Origin of the sequence: Arthrobacter sp. MW3 TE3886 (assembly GCF_041262145.1) — a bacterium.
Classification (GTDB): domain Bacteria; phylum Actinomycetota; class Actinomycetes; order Actinomycetales; family Micrococcaceae; genus Arthrobacter.
The window spans coordinates 4170012-4188563 of record NZ_JBGCAN010000001.1 but is presented as its reverse complement, the minus strand read 5'-3'; the positions used below and the strand labels follow the sequence as shown (position 1 = coordinate 4188563).

At 68.0% G+C, this 18552-nt stretch carries 19 protein-coding genes; 12 read left to right on the top strand and 7 right to left on the bottom strand.

Translation table 11 applies throughout. The annotated features are described in order from the left end of the window. The first annotated feature begins 120 nt into the window (after nucleotides 1-120). The 6 genes from ABH915_RS19090 (at nucleotide 121) to manD (ending at nucleotide 6242) form a co-directional block, all read left to right on the top strand. Entirely contained in the window at nucleotides 121-1074 is a 954-nt protein-coding gene (locus tag ABH915_RS19090; RefSeq protein ID WP_370124304.1) for a carbohydrate ABC transporter permease, read from the top strand. Next, nucleotides 1071-1991 (top strand): carbohydrate ABC transporter permease, encoded by a 921-nt coding sequence (locus ABH915_RS19085; RefSeq protein WP_370124302.1) that lies wholly within the window; start codon nucleotides 1071-1073, stop codon nucleotides 1989-1991. Before ABH915_RS19090 ends, ABH915_RS19085 begins: the two co-directional genes overlap by 4 nt. A gap of 7 nt (nucleotides 1992-1998) precedes the next feature. Beyond that, a complete protein-coding gene (gene dgoD, locus ABH915_RS19080; protein ID WP_370124300.1) occupies nucleotides 1999-3147 on the top strand; it encodes a galactonate dehydratase in 1149 nt (382 codons plus the stop codon). A gap of 53 nt (nucleotides 3148-3200) precedes the next feature. After that, nucleotides 3201-3872 carry a bifunctional 4-hydroxy-2-oxoglutarate aldolase/2-dehydro-3-deoxy-phosphogluconate aldolase gene (locus tag ABH915_RS19075; protein WP_370124298.1) on the top strand — a complete coding sequence of 224 codons (672 nt, stop codon included), beginning with the start codon at nucleotides 3201-3203 and terminating at the stop codon, nucleotides 3870-3872. After that, a complete protein-coding gene (locus ABH915_RS19070; RefSeq protein ID WP_370124296.1) occupies nucleotides 3872-4903 on the top strand; it encodes a sugar kinase in 1032 nt (343 codons plus the stop codon). Before ABH915_RS19075 ends, ABH915_RS19070 begins: the two co-directional genes overlap by 1 nt. Before the next feature lie 109 nt (nucleotides 4904-5012). Continuing rightward, nucleotides 5013-6242: a D-mannonate dehydratase ManD gene (gene manD / locus ABH915_RS19065; RefSeq protein ID WP_370117620.1), complete on the top strand. Its 1230-nt coding sequence runs from the start codon at nucleotides 5013-5015 to the stop codon at nucleotides 6240-6242. A 158-nt stretch (nucleotides 6243-6400) separates the two neighbouring features. Here manD and ABH915_RS19060 read toward each other — a convergent pair whose 3' ends face one another. The 3 genes from ABH915_RS19060 to ABH915_RS19050 form a co-directional block, all read right to left on the bottom strand. Beyond that, on the bottom strand, nucleotides 6401-6610 hold the full coding sequence (locus ABH915_RS19060; RefSeq protein WP_026538585.1) for a hypothetical protein: 210 nt from the start codon (nucleotides 6608-6610) through the stop codon (nucleotides 6401-6403). Nucleotides 6611-6813: 203 nt separating this feature from the next. Further along, entirely contained in the window at nucleotides 6814-7947 is a 1134-nt protein-coding gene (locus tag ABH915_RS19055; protein WP_370124294.1) for a cyclase family protein, read from the bottom strand. Then, on the bottom strand, nucleotides 7944-9593 hold the full coding sequence (locus ABH915_RS19050) for a cytosine permease (RefSeq protein WP_370124292.1): 1650 nt from the start codon (nucleotides 9591-9593) through the stop codon (nucleotides 7944-7946). The genes ABH915_RS19055 and ABH915_RS19050 overlap by 4 nt, the downstream gene beginning before the upstream one ends. Before the next feature lie 262 nt (nucleotides 9594-9855). On the opposite strand from ABH915_RS19050, the gene ABH915_RS19045 reads away from it, so the two are divergent. After that, nucleotides 9856-10638, top strand: a complete 783-nt coding sequence (locus ABH915_RS19045; protein WP_370124290.1) for a phosphatase PAP2 family protein — start codon at nucleotides 9856-9858, stop codon at nucleotides 10636-10638. Between the two features lie 6 nt (nucleotides 10639-10644). On the opposite strand, the gene ABH915_RS19040 is transcribed toward ABH915_RS19045, so the two are convergent. Then, a complete protein-coding gene (locus ABH915_RS19040) occupies nucleotides 10645-10932 on the bottom strand; it encodes a MerR family transcriptional regulator (protein WP_018776184.1) in 288 nt (95 codons plus the stop codon). Nucleotides 10933-11068: 136 nt separating this feature from the next. On the opposite strand from ABH915_RS19040, the gene ABH915_RS19035 reads away from it, so the two are divergent. From ABH915_RS19035 to ABH915_RS19025, 3 genes are all read left to right on the top strand, one after another. Then, nucleotides 11069-11497, top strand: coding sequence for an Hsp20/alpha crystallin family protein (locus ABH915_RS19035; protein WP_018776183.1), 429 nt, complete (start codon nucleotides 11069-11071; stop codon nucleotides 11495-11497). Nucleotides 11498-11563: 66 nt separating this feature from the next. Continuing rightward, a complete protein-coding gene (locus ABH915_RS19030; RefSeq protein WP_370124288.1) occupies nucleotides 11564-11929 on the top strand; it encodes a J domain-containing protein in 366 nt (121 codons plus the stop codon). Nucleotides 11930-12036: 107 nt separating this feature from the next. Further along, a complete protein-coding gene (locus ABH915_RS19025) occupies nucleotides 12037-12426 on the top strand; it encodes a hypothetical protein (protein WP_370124286.1) in 390 nt (129 codons plus the stop codon). A 44-nt stretch (nucleotides 12427-12470) separates the two neighbouring features. Here the strand turns inward: ABH915_RS19025 and ABH915_RS19020 are convergent, their stop codons facing one another. Continuing rightward, on the bottom strand, nucleotides 12471-13019 hold the full coding sequence (locus ABH915_RS19020) for a TspO/MBR family protein (protein ID WP_370124284.1): 549 nt from the start codon (nucleotides 13017-13019) through the stop codon (nucleotides 12471-12473). Nucleotides 13020-13142: 123 nt separating this feature from the next. Between ABH915_RS19020 and ABH915_RS19015 the strand changes: the two genes are divergently transcribed. Beyond that, on the top strand, nucleotides 13143-14645 hold the full coding sequence (locus tag ABH915_RS19015; RefSeq protein WP_370124282.1) for a GH1 family beta-glucosidase: 1503 nt from the start codon (nucleotides 13143-13145) through the stop codon (nucleotides 14643-14645). Nucleotides 14646-14702: 57 nt separating this feature from the next. Here ABH915_RS19015 and ABH915_RS19010 read toward each other — a convergent pair whose 3' ends face one another. Next, nucleotides 14703-15770: an App1 family protein gene (locus ABH915_RS19010; RefSeq protein WP_370124280.1), complete on the bottom strand. Its 1068-nt coding sequence runs from the start codon at nucleotides 15768-15770 to the stop codon at nucleotides 14703-14705. 75 nt (nucleotides 15771-15845) lie between these two features. Next, a complete protein-coding gene (locus ABH915_RS19005) occupies nucleotides 15846-16601 on the bottom strand; it encodes a DUF72 domain-containing protein (protein WP_370124278.1) in 756 nt (251 codons plus the stop codon). A gap of 160 nt (nucleotides 16602-16761) precedes the next feature. On the opposite strand from ABH915_RS19005, the gene ABH915_RS19000 reads away from it, so the two are divergent. Further along, nucleotides 16762-18549 carry a glycoside hydrolase family 15 protein gene (locus ABH915_RS19000; RefSeq protein ID WP_370124276.1) on the top strand — a complete coding sequence of 596 codons (1788 nt, stop codon included), beginning with the start codon at nucleotides 16762-16764 and terminating at the stop codon, nucleotides 18547-18549. Nucleotides 18550-18552 lie beyond the last annotated feature (3 nt).

Below are 18552 nucleotides of genomic sequence, written 5' to 3'. Positions count from 1 at the left end.
GCGCGCTACGCGCCTGACACACTACCCGCGTGACGCACCATCGAGCCCGGCGGGACGGCAGTCCGCTGCCGTCCCGCCGCGGCCAGCTCTTCACTTCACCCCCAACTCCTTAGGTGAACCATGTCTGTATTGACTCCTCCCCGCAGCGCGCCGACCAGGAAGGCCGTCCGCCCACCCAGCGCACGCGAGAACTTCTCGGGCTGGGCCAACCGGCACCGCAAGTGGCTCTTCGCCGCCCCCGCCATGATCTTCGTCGGCGTCCTGATCGTCTTCCCGCTGGCCTGGACCCTGTACCTGAGCCTGACCGATTCGCAGGGCTCGGTAAGGGCTGCCTCCGAGTTCGTCGGCCTGCAGAACTACCTCACGGTCCTGTCCGACGTCGAACGCTTCTGGCCCGCCGTCGGCCGCACGCTCAGCTTCACCGGCGTTGCCCTCGTCTGCGAGGTGGTGCTGGGCATGTGCATCGCGCTGCTGCTGTGGCGCCCGTTCCGCGGCGAAAAGTGGGTCCGCGTTGCCATCCTGCTTCCGCTCGTCGCCACCCCCGTGGCGGTCGGCATGATGTGGAGGCTGATCTTCGACCCCAACATCGGCTTCGTCAACCAACTGCTCGGCATGGTCGGCATTCCCGCCCAGCCCTGGCTCTCCGGCCAGGACACGGCGCTGGGCACCACCATCTTCATGGACGTGTGGCAGTGGACCCCCATGGTGGTCCTGATCCTGCTGGCCGGGCTGACCTCCCTCTCCGAGGAGCCCGACGAGGCGGCCCGGATGGACGGCGCCAACGCCTTCCAGCGTTTCTTCTTCATCACGCTGCCCCTCATGATGCCGACCGTGATCGTCGCCATCCTGCTCCGGGGCATCGACGCCCTGAAGACCTTCGACATCCTCTACGCCACCAAGGGCAAAGGCGGCGGGTCCTTCCACGAAGTCGAGACGCTCAACGTCTACGCCTACGGGCTGAGCTTCGACTACAACCAGTACGGCCTCTCCTCCGCGGTGCTGATCCTGTTCTTCATGATCATCATCGGCTCCATGTGGCTGCTGACCATGCGCAAGAAAGCGGTAAGCAAATGACCGTACTGTCCAAAAACAACGGAAACACCAAAAACACCCAAAACACCGAACCCCAAACCGCCCCCGCCGAGCCGGCCAAGACGGCGCCGCGCCCCCGGAAGCCGCTGGGCACCCGCGCGTACAAGGTGTTCCGCGTCGCCGCACTGGTGGCCGTGGTGCTGTTCCTGATCGCCCCGCTGTTCTGGATGCTGCTGGCCTCCCTCAAGACCAACGTGGACATCTACGACACCGGTAAGTCGTTCTTGTTCACCCCCACATTCGAGAACTACGCCAATGTGCTGCAGCGGAACAACTACTTCGTCTTTATCTTCAACAGCTTCTGGGTGGCCTTCGTCTCCACGGCCCTGTCGCTGGTCCTGGGCGTGCCCGCCGCCTACGCCATGAGCCGGTTCACGATGCACCGCTCGGCGATCGTGGTCCTGATGGCCCGCGTCATCCCCGGCGTCTCCCTGCTGGTGCCCTGGTACTACGTCTTCTCCAACCTGAAGATGGTGGGCGGTTTCGAGGTCCTGATCCTTAGCCACATGTTCGTCGCGCTGCCGCTGATCGTGTACATCATGATGAGCTACTTCGATTCCCTGCCGCTGGAGCTGGAGGAGTCGGCCCAGGTGGACGGCCTCACCCCGATTGGCGCGTTCCGCCGCATCACGCTGCCGCTCTCCGTCGCCGGCATGGCCACCGCCGGCATCCTGTCCTTCATTTTCTCGTGGAACAACTTCATGTTCGCCCTGGTGCTCTCCGGCTCCAAGACCAAGACCCTGCCGGTCGCGATCTTCGACTTCGTCTCCTACGCCAGCATCGACTGGGGCGGACTCATGGCGGCCGCCACCGTGGTCACCATCCCGATCATGATCATTGCGCTCTTCACGCAGAAGTACATCGTCTCCGGCATGACCGCCGGCGCGACCAAGGGCTAGGCCACAGATGACACTCATCAGCAGGATTGAAACATTCCTCGTCGCGCCGCGCTGGCTCTTCGTCCGGGTCGAGACCGAGAGCGGGATCGTCGGCTGGGGCGAGGCGAGCTGCGAAGGCCGCAGCGAAACCGTGCGCACCGCCGTCGAGCAGCTCTCGGAGCTGCTCGTCGGCAACGATGCGCTGCGGATCGAGGACCACTGGCAGGTCATGACCAAGGGGTCCTTCTACCGCGGCGGGCCGATCCTGGCCAGCGCCGTGTCCGGCCTGGACCAGGCCCTCTGGGACATCGCCGGCAAGCACTTCAACACCCCCGTGCACCAGCTGCTCGGCGGCCATGTCCGGGACCGGATCCGGATGTACGGCTGGGTGGGCGGGGATGAGCCCAACGAGGTGGCCGACCAGATCAGCGCGCAGCTGGAGGTCGGGCTGACGGCCGTTAAGATGAACGCCAGCGGCCGGATGAGCCCCATCGCCTCCGTGGCCGAGCTCGACGGCGTCGTCCGCCGCGTCGCCGCCGCCCGCGAGGTCCTCGGCGACCACCGTGACGTCGCCGTGGACTTCCACGGCCGCTTCAGCCTCGCCAACGCCCGCCGGGTGGCTCCGCTGCTGGAACCGTACCGGCCCTTCTTCCTCGAAGAACCGGTGGTCCCGGAAAACACGCACCTGCTGCGCGAGTTCACCTCCTCCACCACGACGCCGGTCTCCACCGGCGAGCGGCTCTACAGCCGGCAGGAATTCCTGCCCGCGCTGCAGGCCGGCATCGCCGTGGCCCAGCCGGACCTCTCCCACGCCGGCGGCATCACCGAGGTCCGTAAGATCGCCTCGCTCGCCGAAATCTACGAGGTCCAGCTCGCCCCGCACTGCCCGCTGGGCCCGCTGGCGCTCGCCGCCTGCCTGCAGGTGGGCTTCGCGACACCCAACTTCCTGATCCAGGAGCAAAGCATCGGCATCCACTACAACCAGGGCGCCGAAGTCCTGGACTACGTGGTGGACAAGTCCCCGCTGAAGTTCGTGGACGGACACATCGAACGGCTCACCGGCCCGGGCCTGGGCATCGAGATCGACGAGGCCGTGGTCCGGGCCGCGGACAAGCGCGGGCATGCCTGGCGCGGTCCCGTCTGGCGGCACCCCGACGGCGCCTTCGCCGAGTGGTGAACGCCCGAACGCCGGATCCGGACCTATTTGCCCCGACGAAGGAGACGCCTGACATGGAGAACACGCTGACGCCCGAGCTGCTGCTGGCCGGCATCCAGGAAAGCCGGCTGGTGGCAATTGTGCGCGGCACAGACGGGGCGGCCGCCGCGAAGGCAGCCCTCGCGGCGATGGAGGAGGGCTTCCGGTACGTCGAAATAGCGCTCACCACGCCGCGGGCCCTTGAAGCGATCCGCGACGTCCGCGCAGCCGCGCCCGCGGGCTGCTTCGTGGGTGCCGGAACGGTGCTGACGGCCCGGGACGTGCACCGGGTGGCCGAGGCGGGCGGCCAGTTCATGGTGACCCCGTCGCTGGCAGAGTCGATCGCCGAATCGGCCCGGCTGGGGGTGCCCGTGCTCGCCGGTGCGCTGACCCCCAGCGAGGCCTACGAAGCCATGAACCGCGGCGCCACCGCGGTCAAGCTCTTCCCCGCTTCCATCGGCGGTCCGGGCTACCTCAAGGCGCTCCGCGATCCGTTCCCCGGGATCCCCTTCATCGCGGTCGGCGGCGTCGGGCTGGATGAGGCCGAGGGCTACTGGGAAGCCGGCGCCATCGCCGTGGGGCTCGGCGGACCGCTGTTCGGCGACGCCGGCTCCGGCGGCGACCTCGCGCCGATGCGGGAGCGGGCCCGCCGTTTCGTGGCCCTGGCCGCGGAATTTGGCCGCCCGCGCGCGGGGAGCCTGCGGTGATGGCCGACGTCGACAGCGCGTCCGCCCCGCAGGCCGTGGACCTGCTGACGTTTGGCGAGTCCATGGTCTCGCTCCGGTCCACCGGTCCGTTGTCCGCCGGCGGCCGCCTGGGGATGCACGTGGCCGGGGCAGAGTCGAACGTGGCCGTCGGGGTCGCCCGGCTCGGGCACAGCGTCACCTGGGCCGGGGTGGTCGGCGCCGACCCGCACGGGGAGTACATCCTGCGGCAGCTGCGCGCCGAAGGGATCAGGCTGCGGCACCGGGTGGACGCCGCACGGAACACCGGGGTGATGTTCCTTGAACAACGCACCGCGGATGTCACCCGGGCCTTCTACTACCGCGCCGGATCCGCCGGATCCACCCTGGGCCGGGAGGACCTGGACCGTGCCCTGAGCGCCGGTGCCCGGATCCTGCACCTGACCGGCATCACTGCCGCCCTCAGCCCCGACGCCCGCAAGGCCGTGGAGTACGCGGCCGAGCGCGCCGCCGCCGAAGGCATGGAGGTCTCCCTCGACGTCAATTACCGCAGCAAGCTGTGGACCCGGGAGGAGGCCCGCGCTGCGCTCACGCCGCTCGCCCGGCACGCCAGCATCGTGATCGCCTCCGACGACGAGCTCGGGCTGGTCGCGGCCCCGGTGGGGGCAGGCCCGGAGGGAACACCGCATCCCGGCGATGCCGATACAGATGCAGATGCCGCCGAAACGGCGATGGCCGCCGAACTGCTGGACCGCGGCGTCCGGGAAGTCGTGGTCAAACGCGGCGCCGCCGGCGCCGGCGTCCACACCTCCGACGGGCGCTGGGAAGTGCCCGCCGTGCCCGTGACCAGCATCGATACCGTGGGGGCCGGGGACGCTTTCACCGCCGGCTACCTCTCCGCCCTGCTCGACGGCGCCGACGCCGCCGGACGCCTGCAGCGCGGCGCCCTGGCGGGAGCCTTCGCCGTCAGCACCGCGGGGGACTGGGAAGGCCTGCCCGGCCGCGCGGAGCTGGCACTGCTCGGGACCACGCCGAGCGGAACCACCCAGCGCTAAGCCCCCAGCTATCAGCCCGCCGCGGCCGGCGACCGGCCGTTTCGGCCGGCGCGGCGCCGTTGGTGCCGGGCAATTAAGACATCCCCGTTAGAGCAGATAAGGACCTGTTGTGAAAATCATTGCCGCTGAAGTGTTCGTCACCAGCCCCTCCCGGAACTTCGTGACCTTGCGGATCACCACCGAGGACGGTGTGACCGGGATCGGGGACGCGACCCTGAACGGGCGCGAGCTGGCCGTGGCCGCGTATTTGAAGGAGCACGTCGCGCAGCTGCTGATCGGCAAGGACCCGCACCGGATCGAGGACACCTGGCAGTTCCTGTACCGGTCCTCGTACTGGCGCCGCGGGCCGGTCACGATGGCCGCGATCGCCGCGGTGGACATGGCGTTGTGGGACATCAAGGGCAAGCTCGCCGGGATGCCGGTCTACCAGCTCCTGGGCGGGGCGTCCCGGAACGGGCTGCGCGCCTACGGGCACGCCTCCGGCGCGGACCTGCCCTCGCTCTTCGACTCGGTCCGCGAACACCTGGAGCTCGGGTACAAGTCGATCCGGATCCAGACCGCGGTCCCCGGGATCAAGGCCGTCTACGGCGTCGCGGCCCAGGCCCAGGCCTCCGGGGAGCGGTACGACTACGAACCGGCCGGGCGCGGCGCGTTCCCGCAGGAAGAGGACTGGGACACCCGCGCCTACCTCCGCCACCTGCCGGGCGTGTTCGAGGCGGTCCGGAACGAGTTCGGCCCGGAAATCCCGTTGCTGCACGACGGGCACCACCGGATGACCCCGATCCAGGCCGCGAAGCTGGGCAAGGCGCTCGAACCCTACGACCTGTTCTGGCTCGAGGACTGCACCCCGGCCGAGAACCAGGAAGCCCTCCGCCTGGTCCGGGCGCACACCACCACCCCGCTGGCGATCGGGGAGATCTTCAACACCGTCTACGACTACCAGGCCCTGATCAAGGAACAGCTGATCGACTACGTCCGGGCCGCGTCCACGCACTTCGGCGGGATCAGCCCGCTGAAGAAGGTCATGGACTACGCCGCGCAGTACCAGATCAAGTCCGGCTTCCACGGCCCCACCGACATCTCCCCGGTCGGGTTCGCCGCGCAGCTGCACGTGGGCCTGGCGATCCACAACTACGGCATCCAGGAATACATGCAGCACTCGGAGGCGACCAACGAGGTCTTCGAACAATCCATGACGTTCACCGACGGCTACCTGCACCCGGGCGACAAGCCCGGCATCGGCGTCGAATTCAACGAAGAAGCCGCCGCCGCGTTCCCCTACCAGCAGGCCTACCTGCCCTACAACCGCCTCGTCGACGGCACCGTCCATGACTGGTGACCCGGCCATGAAAAGTACCCCGGCCACGACCGGTGAGCTGAACATGACCGGTGGCCATCCCTGACACACCAAAAAGGTCCCGGGCGGCGAGTCAATGCTCTGCCGCCCGGGACCTGGCTCTTTTGAGTCCGGCTCTCAGCGTCCGGTTTGCTGGTGGCTTAGCGAACCTGTTCCCGGGTCATGCCGAAGGGGACCTGGTCGGAGAGGGCCGCGGTGTAGTGGCCCGGCTTGTGCCGCGTGAGCAAAATGCCGTGCGTCCCCGTGGTCATGGCGAGCTGCTGCAGCCCGCGGACGGCGTCGTTGAGTCGGTCATCGAGTACGCGCCGGTTGTCGACCTGGATCTCAATGGACTCGGTAATCGTGGTCATAGCTCTGTCTTTCTTGGAGTACTTCTAGTCGGCCCCAATGGATTCAGGAACAATAACGTCATATTTATTGACCCGTCAAATCACCACGCCGCATCTGCGCGGGGTGCCGTGCGGGGGCCAAATGCCCGCACATTGGGCCGCGGGCGGCTGACCTGCAGATCCATCCAGGCACGGGTGGCCCCAGTGAGTCTGATCACCCGGCATCATTGCGGGCAGGCCGAAAGATGCTCGTGGACGCAAACGATGCCGCCGTCGGGGGCACGGGAGAAGATGATGGTCTCGCGTTCATCGCTCGTATCGCGGCCACCGTCCCGGTCAATCTGGACGGTCGTGGCGACTCGGTGCGAAAACACCGCGGTAGCCCCGAGGAGCTGGATATCCTGCTCGCTGCTCCGGCATTCAAGCACACGCCAGCCACCGGCGAGCCAGCTGTCCCAAAGGGTGCGGTAGGCGGAGCGGGAACCAAGGCGCTGGGCTTCCGGATGGAAGATAAAGGTCGCCTGCGGGCTGAAGGCCGCAAAGTAGGCCTCGGTGTCCGTGGCGGCGAAGGCGGCGACCAGTCGGTCCGCCGCATCCTGCACCTCCTCGCGGCTGAGGGCCCGGAGCGCAGCCGGCCGCAGTTCCGCCGCCGGCAGCGGCCGGGCCACGGCCCGGATCGGGGCGCCGTCGGCCCCGGGGATATGGAGGGGAAAGAGGAAGAGCTCGACGTCGGATCCGGCGTCTCTGGCCCGCTGGACCTGCTCCAGCCCGGTGAGGTTTTCCACGATGATGCAGCCGTTCCCGGCCAGGATGGCGTGGGCGGGAAAGTCGCCGCCGGCCGGGTTGCCGTCCGAAGCGCCGGGGGAGCTGGGATCCACGCTGAGGGCATCCAGGCCTACGGCGCGGTAGCCGCGGTCCACGATCAGTTGCGCCGCCGCCTCCTCCAGCCAGGGATGCTTGAGGTACTCCTCCGTTCCCCACGCCGCGGCGGAGCCGGTGTGCAGCAGCAGGATCTTTGCTGGCTTGTCCTGATCCCCAGAAGCCCCACCTGAACCCGCCGGGGCGATCCCCGCCAGCTGCGCTGCGGTGATGGCGCCGCCGCGGGCCACGTCCCGGACGTCCACGATTTCGGCGACGCCGCCGAAGAGGGACAGCGGCAGTTCGTCCAAAGCTGCCCAGCCCTCGCCCACGTGCAGGGGTGCGTCGGCGTGGGTGCCCGAATGGGAGCCCAGTCCGAGCGAGAGCACGTTGGCGCCGTCGGCCTCCACGGTCAGCGCCGCTGCAATCCGGACCTCAGGGTCGCCGGGGTAGACAGGCATTCCGGTGCGCAGCGGAACGCTGAGATCGAACCACGTCACCGCTGGCCCACCAGTTCCGTGTCCCGGTCGCCGGGCAAGCCCGGCCCGGCCGCCTCCGGTGTTCCGGCAGCGACGGTGTCTCCGGCCGCATCGATGACCGGCGGCACCGGGGTGTCCTTCGAAGGGATCCAGCGCGGCCCGGCGGACGGGAACACCCCGCGCGGCTCCGGGAAGATCCACAGCAGCCCGAGGTAGAGCACGGCTGCGAGCGCCAGCGATGCCGGCAGGCTGATGTCCACGCCGCCCGCCAGGTTGCCCAGGGGCCCCTGGAACTGGCCGGGCATGTTCACCATACTCAGCCCGGCCGCGGCGCTGACCAGCCAGGCCGTCATGCCGCGCAGGTTCCAGCCGTGGTTGAACCAGTACCGTCCGCCGGTCTGGCGCCGGTTGAATACCTGGAGGGCGTCGGCGTCGTACCAGCCGCGGCGGGTGATGAAACCGAGGATCATCACCACCATCCACGGCGCGGTGCAGGTCACGATCAGGGTGGCGAACGTGGAAATGCTCTGGACGAGGTTGAAGGCAAAGCGGCCGGCGAAGATGAATGCGATCGCCAGGATACCGATGAACAGGGTGGCCTGGACCCGGTTGAACCTCGGGAAGACGCTGCTGAAGTCAAGGCCGGTCCCGTACAGCGATGACGCCCCGGTGGACATGCCGCCGATCAGGGCGATGGCGCAGAGCGGGATGAAGTACCAGGCGGGGGAGATCGCCAGCAGGCCGCCGACGTAGTTCGGCGCCGCCGGGTCCATGAATTCCGGCGCTTTGGTGGCGATGATGGACGCCGTGGCCAGGCCAAAGACGAACGGAATAAGGGTGGCCAGCTGGGCCAGCAGCGCCGCACCCATGACCCTGCGCTTCGGGGTGGCGGTGGGGATGTAGCGCGCCCAGTCGCCCAGGAACGCGCCGAAGGAGATGGGGTTGGACATGACGATCAGGGCCGCGCCGATGAACGCCGGGATGAACCCTGCGACGCCGACGCCGTCGAACCCGGTCCCGAAGGCACCCTCGAAGTTCAGGTTCAGGTCACCCGCGAACGCGATGAACCCGACAACGAACAGCAGGGTGGCCGCGGTGACGGCGATCTTGTTCACGAGCAGCATGAACTTGAACCCGTAGACGCAGACCACCAGGACGAGTCCACCGAAGAGGCCGTAGGCGACGGCGAACGAGCCCATGTCCTGCGGCAGGCCAACCAGCCGGTTCAGCCCGCCGACCAGGGCATCGCCGGAGCTCCAGACCGAGATGGAGAAAAATGCCAGCGCGGTGAGCAGCGACAGGAATGATCCGACCACCCGGCCGTGCACGCCCAGATGGGCGGAGGAGGACACCGCGTTGTTGGTCCCGTTCGTGGGGCCGAAGACGGCCATGGGCGCCAGCAGGAGGGCGCCGACAACCAGGCCCGTCACCGTCGCGGCGAGCCCCTGCCAGAATGACAGGCCGAAGAGGATCGGAAACGCGCCCAGGAAGGCCGTGGCAAAGGTGTTGGCCCCGCCGAACGAAACCCTGAACAAGTCAAAGGCACTGGCATTGCGGTCCTTCTCGGGGATCCGTTCGATGCCATAGGTCTCCACGTCGGTGACCTTGCCGCGGTTCCGCCCTGCGCGGGCGCCGGCAGGCTGTTCCTCGACCATGTTGTTCTCCATCCAGCTCATCATTGATTCCGTGAGAGTTGCTTCATAAGCATCACAAGTTGCTTTGGAGGCTACCTTGCTTGGTTTGGAGGCTACACTGTGAAGCGGCTCACAGCAAAGCGCCGGTCCGTCCGGCCGGCATATTAAGCAACCGGCCGCCGGACCGGACCTCTCCCGCGGGGCCCGGGCGCCCGGGTGCCTGCCGCCCCGTGAAGAACAGGGATAATCTTCAACGGGGACTATCCACTACACGGCGCAAAGGCGGCACGGCGACATGGCACAGGCTCAGACAGGCAAACCCCGGGGACGGTGGCGGACCTTCCACGAAAAATTCGTCGTGGAAGAGCGCTACATGAGTGTGGCGGCGCGCCGGAATCTCTACCGCACTGCCGTCGTCCTGATGATCACGGGCGCCGTGCTGTTCGTGGTAATCCTCACCGGAGTCCTGCAGCACGGCGGCATCTCGGCGGCGGACGAGCCCGTGCGAACCTGGCTCCTGACCCTGCGCGCGGAACCCACCACCATCATCATGATCATCCTGGCGATCATCTTCGGCCCCATCGGCCTGCCAATCATCGTCCTCATCGTGACGGTGGCCTGGGGCCTGCTCGCCAAGCACGCCTGGCGGCCGATGCTCCTGGCCGGCGCCATGCTGACCGGCGTCATCCTGGCGCAGGTCATCGGCCGCATCGTCGAACGCCACCGGCCTCCGATCGACCTCATGCTTTTCGGCGCCGACTCCACGTTCTCGTTTCCTTCCGGGCACGTCCTGGGCGCGTGCGACTTCCTGCTGGTCACCACGTACCTGGTCTTTTCGCGCCGGAAGAACCCCGTGTCCGCTGTCATCGCCTTCATTGTGGCGGGGATCGGCATCTTCTTCGCGGCCGTCAGCCGCCTCTACCTCGGCTACCACTGGATGACCGATGCCCTGGGCGCCTTCTCGATCTCGCTCGTGATCCTGGGCGGCGTCATTGCGCTGGACACCTGGCGAACGGCACGGATCCCGGGCGAACAGATCACCGGGACGCTGTCCACCGCCGACGCGGGCCAGGACTAAGCGCCGTCAGCGGCTGCGCGCCCGCTTGAGTTCGGCCCGCAGCCGGGCGTTGGCTGCCTCCAGTTCCATCACCTTGGCCACGCCGGCCAGGTTGAGCCCCTCCGCCAGGAGTTGGCCGATCCGCCGCAGCACTGCGAGGTCTGCGTCGCTGTACTGCCGGGTGCCACCCGCGGTGCGGTCCGGCGCTAGGAGCCCCCGGCGCTCGTAGAGCCGGATGTTCTGCTGCCCCGTGCCCACCAGTTGAGCCACCACCGAGATGGCGTACAGGCCTGTATTCGTGCCGCGGTCCGCCATGGCATTCCTCCCGTTCCGGCAATTCCCTTGCATCAGTGTTTCACCGGTGCTATAAAAAATCTATACCCACTACCACAGATAAATAGTGGTGGGTTGTGGAAGGAATGCAGATCAACTCTCGCTAAAGGAGTGGGAAATGATGTTGATTCGGACGGACCCGTTCCGTGACTTTGACCGGCTCGCGCAGCAGGTGTTCGGCACGGTGGCGCGCCCGGCGCCCATGCCCATGGATGCGTGGCAGGAAGAGGGCGTATTCGTCGTCGTGTTCGATCTTCCGGGGGTCAATGTCGACTCGATCGGGCTCGACATTGAGCGCAATGTCCTGACTGTCCGGGCGGAACGGCGGGACCCGGTGCAGCCCGATGTGGAGCTGACGGTCTCGGAGCGCCCCCGTGGCGTGTTCAGCCGCCAGCTGATCCTCGGCGACACCCTGGACACGGAGAACGTCAAGGCGAACTACGCCGACGGCGTCCTGACGCTCCGCATCCCGGTGGCGGAGGCGGCCAAGCCGCGGAAGATTGAAGTCACCCGTTCGCAGGACAAGATGCAGGAGATCGGGAAGTAGCCCCCGGAGCCGGGGCGGCGCCCGCAGCGTTGCTCCGGCTCCGGCTTCATGCAACGGAGGCCGATCATGTCCGGCAGGAACCCTGATCCCCACGGCTACTACGCGCTCTTGCACGTCTCGCCGGAGGCGGGACGGCAGGAGATTGGCCGCGCCTTCCGGGCGCTGATGCGCCGGCACCATCCCGACATCGGCCAGTTGGACATCGACCCTCCCGATGTCGGCGCCATTCTGCACGCTTTCGCCGTGCTGCGGGACGCCAGGAGCCGGGCGGAGTACGACGCCGGCGGCTGGCGGCCCGCCGTCGAGGACGACACCTTCCAGCACCGGAACGACCATGCCGGCCAAGGCGGACGCGACATCCCGGTGCGCATCATCCGGCGTCGGGATCCTCTTGTGCGCGTGCTCCCCGTCCGCTGGGAACCCGGGCCGTGACGGGGCAACACTCATGGCCGGGCCGCTGAACCGGACAGGAAGCCCACCCGGCAGTCCCATCCAACAGTCCCATCCAACAGTCCCATCCGCTGAGGAGGAGAGCGGCCATGAGCACATGGCGCCGTTACGATTCGCACCTGATGCCGGTATTCCACGAGCGCTTCGAAGAGCGCTGGGGCGTGGGAACGGCGCCGTTCCTGGACCCAGAGGCGCACGAGGCCCCGTTGCCCCGTGCGCAATGGATCAACATCGACACGGGCGCGGCGCTGGCCGTGGTCCCGGTCTGGACAGATGAAGACAGTCAGCACCGATCCTTTGGCGTGTTCTACCTGCCGCCCGCGGGTGATATCTGGGTGCTGAGGCCTGGCTTCACGGAGTATCTGGAACCCTCGATGGACGAGGCTGAGCAGCTCATGACGCTGCGGAATGATGCCTTCCGCAAGGCCGTGGAGCACGCCAAGGTCTTCCTGTTCGGGCCGGAGACCTCGGTGTTCTGAACGGCCCGGTGGTCTGAACGGCAGGGACCAGTTGATGCCAGGGATCAGTTGCTGGCGGCGGCGTACGCATTCAGGCTCAGGGAGAACACGATCCACGAGACATATGGCAGCATGAGCAGGCCCGCCGCCCGGCTGATAAGGCCGAACCGGACCACGGTGACGGCAGCGGCCACCGCATGGACGGCGATGAGCAGCAGGGCCAGCCACAGGGCGGCCCCGCCGGCCATGGGGTACATGCCGAAGAACAAGGGCGCCCAGGCGAGGTTCACGAGCAGCAGGATGACGTAGACGGTCATGGCGCCACGGCCGCGCCCGGAGCGTAGTCCTGTCCCCCGGCGCCAGACCAGCCACGCTGCCACGGCCATGGTCGTATATAGCACTGTCCAGACCGCTCCGAAGGCCCAGCCCGGCGGAGTCCACGGGGCCTTCTCTGCCGCCGCGTACCAGCCGTCGGCGTTGCCGATGATGGCCAGCGACGCCACGAAGGACACCCCGTGGGAGACCGCCAGGAAGCAAAGGAGGGCCGCCGCCTGCCTGCCGGGGCTGGGCGGCGCCGCCGGCGGCCGGCGGTTGACGCCTTGTTCAATTTTCACGTGCACTGATCAACAGTGGCCGTTGGCACCGCGCGCGTCAAACGGCCCGGGTCGTGGCGCTCACCCCCGTCGGAGCCTAAGATCAGTCAACCAACCACCGAAACTACATAGAGGTCCCCGTCGATGAACGCTTCCGCCAACGATCTGGCTTCCCTTCTTCCGCCCGGCTTCACCCTGGGCGTGGCGACCTCGGCCTTCCAGATCGAGGGTGCACTCGATGAAGACGGCCGCGGCCCTTCCGGATGGGACGTCTTTGCCGCGAAGCCGGGTTCGATCGTGGAGGACCAGAGCCCGGCCGTTTCCTGCGACCACTACCACCGGATGCCCGAGGACGTGGCGCTGATGAAGGACCTGGGGATCGACTCGTACCGGTTCTCGCTGTCCTGGTCCAGGATCCAGCCCGGCGGGAGCGGGCCCGCGAACCCCGCCGGGGTGGACTTCTATGACCGGCTGATCGACCTTTTGCTCGCCAACGGCATTTCCCCCATGGCCACGCTCTACCACTGGGACACCCCATTGCCCCTGGATGAGGCCGGCGGCTGGATGAACCGAGACACGGCCTACCGGCTGGGGGACTTCGCCGCCATCGCCGCCGCTGCCTTCGGGGACCGCGTGAAGCGCTGGGTGACTGTCAACGAGCCCGCCACAGTCACCACCAACGGCTACGCCCTGGGCATGCACGCGCCCGGCCAGGCCCTCATGCTCAAGGCACTCCCCAGCGTGCACCACCAACTGCTGGGCCACGGCCTGGCGCTCCAGGCGCTGCGTGCCGCCAAAGTACCGGGGGAGATCGGCATCACCAACGTTTACTCACCGATGGTCCCGGCCACCGCGAACCCGCTGGACAAGGTCAGTGCCGGACTCATGGACGTGGCGCAGAACCGGCTCTACGCCGATCCCGTGCTGCTCGGCAAATACCCGGATGTCATCCGGGCCGCCACGTTCTTTTCGTCGTCTTTCAGCCCGTCCAGCGAAGACATGGAGCTGATCTCCCAGCCCCTGGATTTCTATGGCCTGAACTACTACATGCCCACCCTGGTCGGGGCAGGCCCGGGGGAGGGGGCCGTGCCGCCCGGCATGGCCGAGGCCATGGGGGACGACCTCAGCGGGACACCCGGAGCGCCCTTCCACATCGCGCCGTTCCCGGACACCGAGACCACGGCCTACGGCTGGCCGGTCAAGCCCGAATACATGTCTGTCGCCCTGGCCGAGATGGCCGACCGCTACCCGGATCTGCCCCCGGTCTACATCACCGAGGGCGGGGCGAGTTTCGAGGACGTCGTGGTCCACCCTGTCGGGACGGACCGCCGGATGATCCCGGACGAACGGCGCCTGCGTTACCTCGCGGACCACATCGGTACGGCCCTGGAAGCGACACGTCCAGGCGGTGCCGCCGAGGCCATCGACCTCCGCGGCTACTATGTGTGGTCCTTCATGGACAACTTCGAGTGGTCCGCTGGCTACAAGCAGCCGTTTGGTCTGGTGCACGTCGATTTCGATACCCAGGTCCGCACGCCGAAGGCCTCCTACTACTGGCTCCAGGAGGTCATTGCGGCCCGAAGCGCGGCGTCCGCCGGAGAGCCCGACAGCCTCGCGCAGCCCGCCAGCGGCGCCGGGCAGGACTAGACGGCCGACGTCGGAGCGCCGCATCCGGCAGGCTGACACCCCAAAAGCAGGGTCAGACTAGAGCAGATCCAGGTCCTGCAGGCCCTTGGCGAGTCCCGCCCCGTCGGGCGAATAGAACCACGGGACGGAGGACTCCGAGTGGTCGCCGGTGTCGGAGTGGCCACCGGCGAAGACCGCTTCGGTGGAGGAGAGCTGCCGGATGCCGATCGCGGCCACCTGGTCGGGGTGCTTCTGCGCGAAGCCGGAGTAAATCTCTTCATCGTGCTGGCCGTTGTCGCCGAACAGCAGCCAGCGCATGTTCGGGAACTCCTGGGCCAGCAGCTCAAGGTTCCGCCGCTTGTGTTCCTGGCCGCTACGGAACCAACGGTCGTGCGTCAGTCCCCAGTCCGTGAGCAGCAGCGCGCCCGAGGGATAGAGGTTCCGTGCGATGAAACGGGCCAGGGTGGGAGCTGCGTTCCACGGCCCGGTGGACAGGTAGATCACCGGCGCCTCCGGGTGCTCCACCTTGAGCCGATCCAGCAGGACGGCCATGCCGGGTGTCGCCATCCGGGCCCGTTCGTTCAGGACGAAGGTGTTCCACAGTGCCAGGAAGGGCCGGGGGAGGGCTGTGACCATGATGGTGTCGTCAATGTCCGAGACAATGCCCAGCTTGGTGTCCGGGGAGATCACGAAAATCCTGGCCTCGACCGGTTCCGTTCCTTCGGCGCGCAGCACCGCCGTATGCCAGCCCGGGGTCAACGACACGTGAACCAGGGTGTCCACCAGGCCGCCGCGGTCGGCATGCACGCGGGTGGTGACGCCGCCGATCTGGATCTCCACCTCGGTGAACTGGACCGGGACACTCGTGAACGCCCGCCAGCCGCGGAAGTTCTGGTTGCCGTTCACGGCCAGCCGTTCCGCCTTGCTGCCGGCCACCGGCCGGCTGGTGAGGACCACGCGGCCCAGTACCCTGACCCACTCCGTCGAGCCGTAGCCCTGATAGGCGACGGTCTGCGGGCTGAACTTCCAGCGCCGGGCCGTCTTGAGCCGGACCCCGTTGACGGTGTCAGACACCCAGTGGGCGAGCCGGAAGGCCCTGTTGCCGGACACGGGCAGCTGCTGCGCTGGTTGCGACGCCAATTCCATGCCTCCACTCTCCCACAGTGCCGGGCTCCGGCCGTGCCGGCGGGGTCCCCGGGACCCGGCCCCCGCCATGCCGGATCACCATCGCGGCGGCTGACCCAGCAGCCCGCGCAGGGTGGCGGCGTTGCGGACGGCGTTGCCGCCGCCGTCGTTGTTAAAATACGCGTAGACGTCTTTCCCGCCGGCCTGCCACTCGCGGATCCGGTCCGCCCACCAGCGCAGGTCCTCATCGGAATAGGATCCGCCGTACAGGACGTCGTGGTCCGGGCCGTGCAGCCGGACATAGACGAACGGCGCGGTGGCGCGCAGCACGCACGGGAGCCCGGCGCCGCTCATGATGCAGTAGGCCGCGCCGTGGCTTTCCAGCAGGGCGTACACGGCGTCGTCGTCCCAGCTGGGGTGGCGGAACTCCACGCAGACGCGGATCCACCCGGGCAGAGCCGCCAGGAAGTAGTCCAGCCGGGCGTCATCGCGCGCCAAGCCCGGGGGCAGTTGGACGAGCAGCACGGCCCGCTTGTCGCCGAGCTCGTGCCAGCACCGGGTGATCCGCTCCGCCCAGACCTCCGGGGCATATAGCTTCTTGGCGTGCGTCAGGCCCCGGGGCGCCTTGACGGACAGGGCAAAACCGTCGGGCAGGCGGCGGCGCCAGCTGGCGAACGAGTCCTCTTTCGGCCAGCGGTAGAAGCTGGCATTCAATTCCACGGTGTCGAAGCGTGCCGCGTAGTAGGCCAGCCTGTCCCGGGCCGGCAGGCCTGGCGGATAGAGGACCCCGTCCCAGTGGTCATAGCTCCAGCCGGACGTGCCGATCCGCACAGTGGCTTCGTGCGCTGCCATGCCCCGTCCCCTGCCCTTTCCCCTCAACGATGGATCCGCGTCCTCCGGCCGGTCCCGTGCGCCGCCGCCCGTCAGCTTTCACCATCAGCTTTCACCGTCAGCTTTCACCGTGTGCCCTCCGCCCGTGCCGGGTGCGCGGCGGTGTGGCACTGTAAGTGTCATGGTACGCATCGAGGATTACGCAATGGTCGGGGATCTGCATACCGCGGCCCTGATCAGCACCGAAGGTTCCATCGACTGGCTGTGCCTGCCGCGCTTCGACTCACCGGCCTGTTTCAGCGCCCTCCTCGATTCGCCCGCGGCCGGCCGGTGGCTCCTGGCGCCGGCAGGCGGCGGCGAATGCACCCGCCGCCGCTACCGCAAGGGCACGCTGATCCTGGAAACCGAGTGGGATATGCCTGAGGGCAAGGTCAGGATCATTGACTTCATGCCACCCCGCGACGAGGTGGCGGATATCGTGCGGATCGTGGTCGGTGTCCGCGGCACGGTGCGGATGCGCGGCGAACTGGCGCTCCGGTTCGACTACGGCCATGTTGTGCCGTGGGTCCGCCACGACGAGCGCGGGATCCACGCCGTCGCCGGGCCCGATGCCGCCTATCTGGTGACCGATGCGCCCCTGCGCGGTGAGCGGATGCATACCGTCAGCGACTTCACGGTCAAGGCCGGGGAGCGTGTGCCCTTCGTGCTGACCTGGAGCCCCAGCCACCTGCACCGGCCGCGGTCGGTGAATCCGGAAACGGTCCTGGCGTCCACCGAGGAGTTCTGGCTTCGCTGGTCGGCGAAGTGCACGGTCACCGGGCGGTACCGCGACGCCGTCCAGCGCTCGCTGATCACGCTCAAAGCCCTGACTTTTGCCCCCACCGGCGGGATCGTGGCCGCCGTCACGACGTCGCTGCCGGAGGAGATCGGCGGCACCCGGAACTGGGACTACCGCTTCTGCTGGCTGCGCGATGCCACGCTCACGCTGCAGGCGCTGCTGGCCGCGGGCTACACGGAGGAGGCCGGCGCGTGGCGCGACTGGCTGCTCCGCGCCATCGCCGGGGACCCGGCGGATCTGCAGATCATGTACGGGCTCCACGGCGAGCGCCGGATGCCGGAGCTCGAACTGCCGTGGCTGAAGGGCTACGAGAACTCCGCGCCGGTGCGTACCGGCAACGGTGCGGCCGGCCAGCTGCAGCTCGACGTCTGGGGCGAGGTCCTCGATTGCCTGTCCCTGACGCGGAACTCCCTGCTCAAACACACTGACGACGCCTGGGACGTCCAGGTGGCCCTCATGGAACATCTGGAGACGGCCTGGCGCCAGCCGGACAACGGGCTGTGGGAAATGCGCGGCCCGCAGCGCCATTTCACGCACTCCAAGGTGATGGCATGGGTGGCGGCGGACCGCATGGTCAAGGGTGTCCGGGACTTCGGCCTGATCGGCCCGGCGGACCGTTGGGAGGAGCTGCGTGACGCCATCCACACCGAGGTCATGGCCAACGGGTTCGACGCCGACCGCAACACGTTCGTGCAGTCCTACGGGCGGCCGGAGCTGGATGCGAGCCTCCTGCTGCTGCCGCGGGTGGGGTTCCTCCCGCCGGATGATCCGCGCATCATCGGCACCATCGACGCGGTCCAGCGCGAGTTGACGCACGACGGCTTCCTCCGCCGCTACCTGCCGGCGCAGAGCGACGACGGGCTTCCCGGCGGGGAAGGGGTGTTCCTGGCATGCTCCTTCTGGCTGGTTGAGGCCCTGATCGGGGCGGGCCGGCGCCACGAGGCCCGGGAGCTGTTTGAGCGCCTGCTGGCGTTGCGCAACGACGTCGGACTCCTCAGTGAGGAGTGGGGCGTGGAGACCGGCCGGCAGCTGGGCAACACCCCGCAGGCCTTCAGCCACTTCGCCCTCGTGATGAGCGCGCTGGAACTGCATGAAGATGGCGTCCGCCGCAGCGACACGCCGCTTCCGTGACCC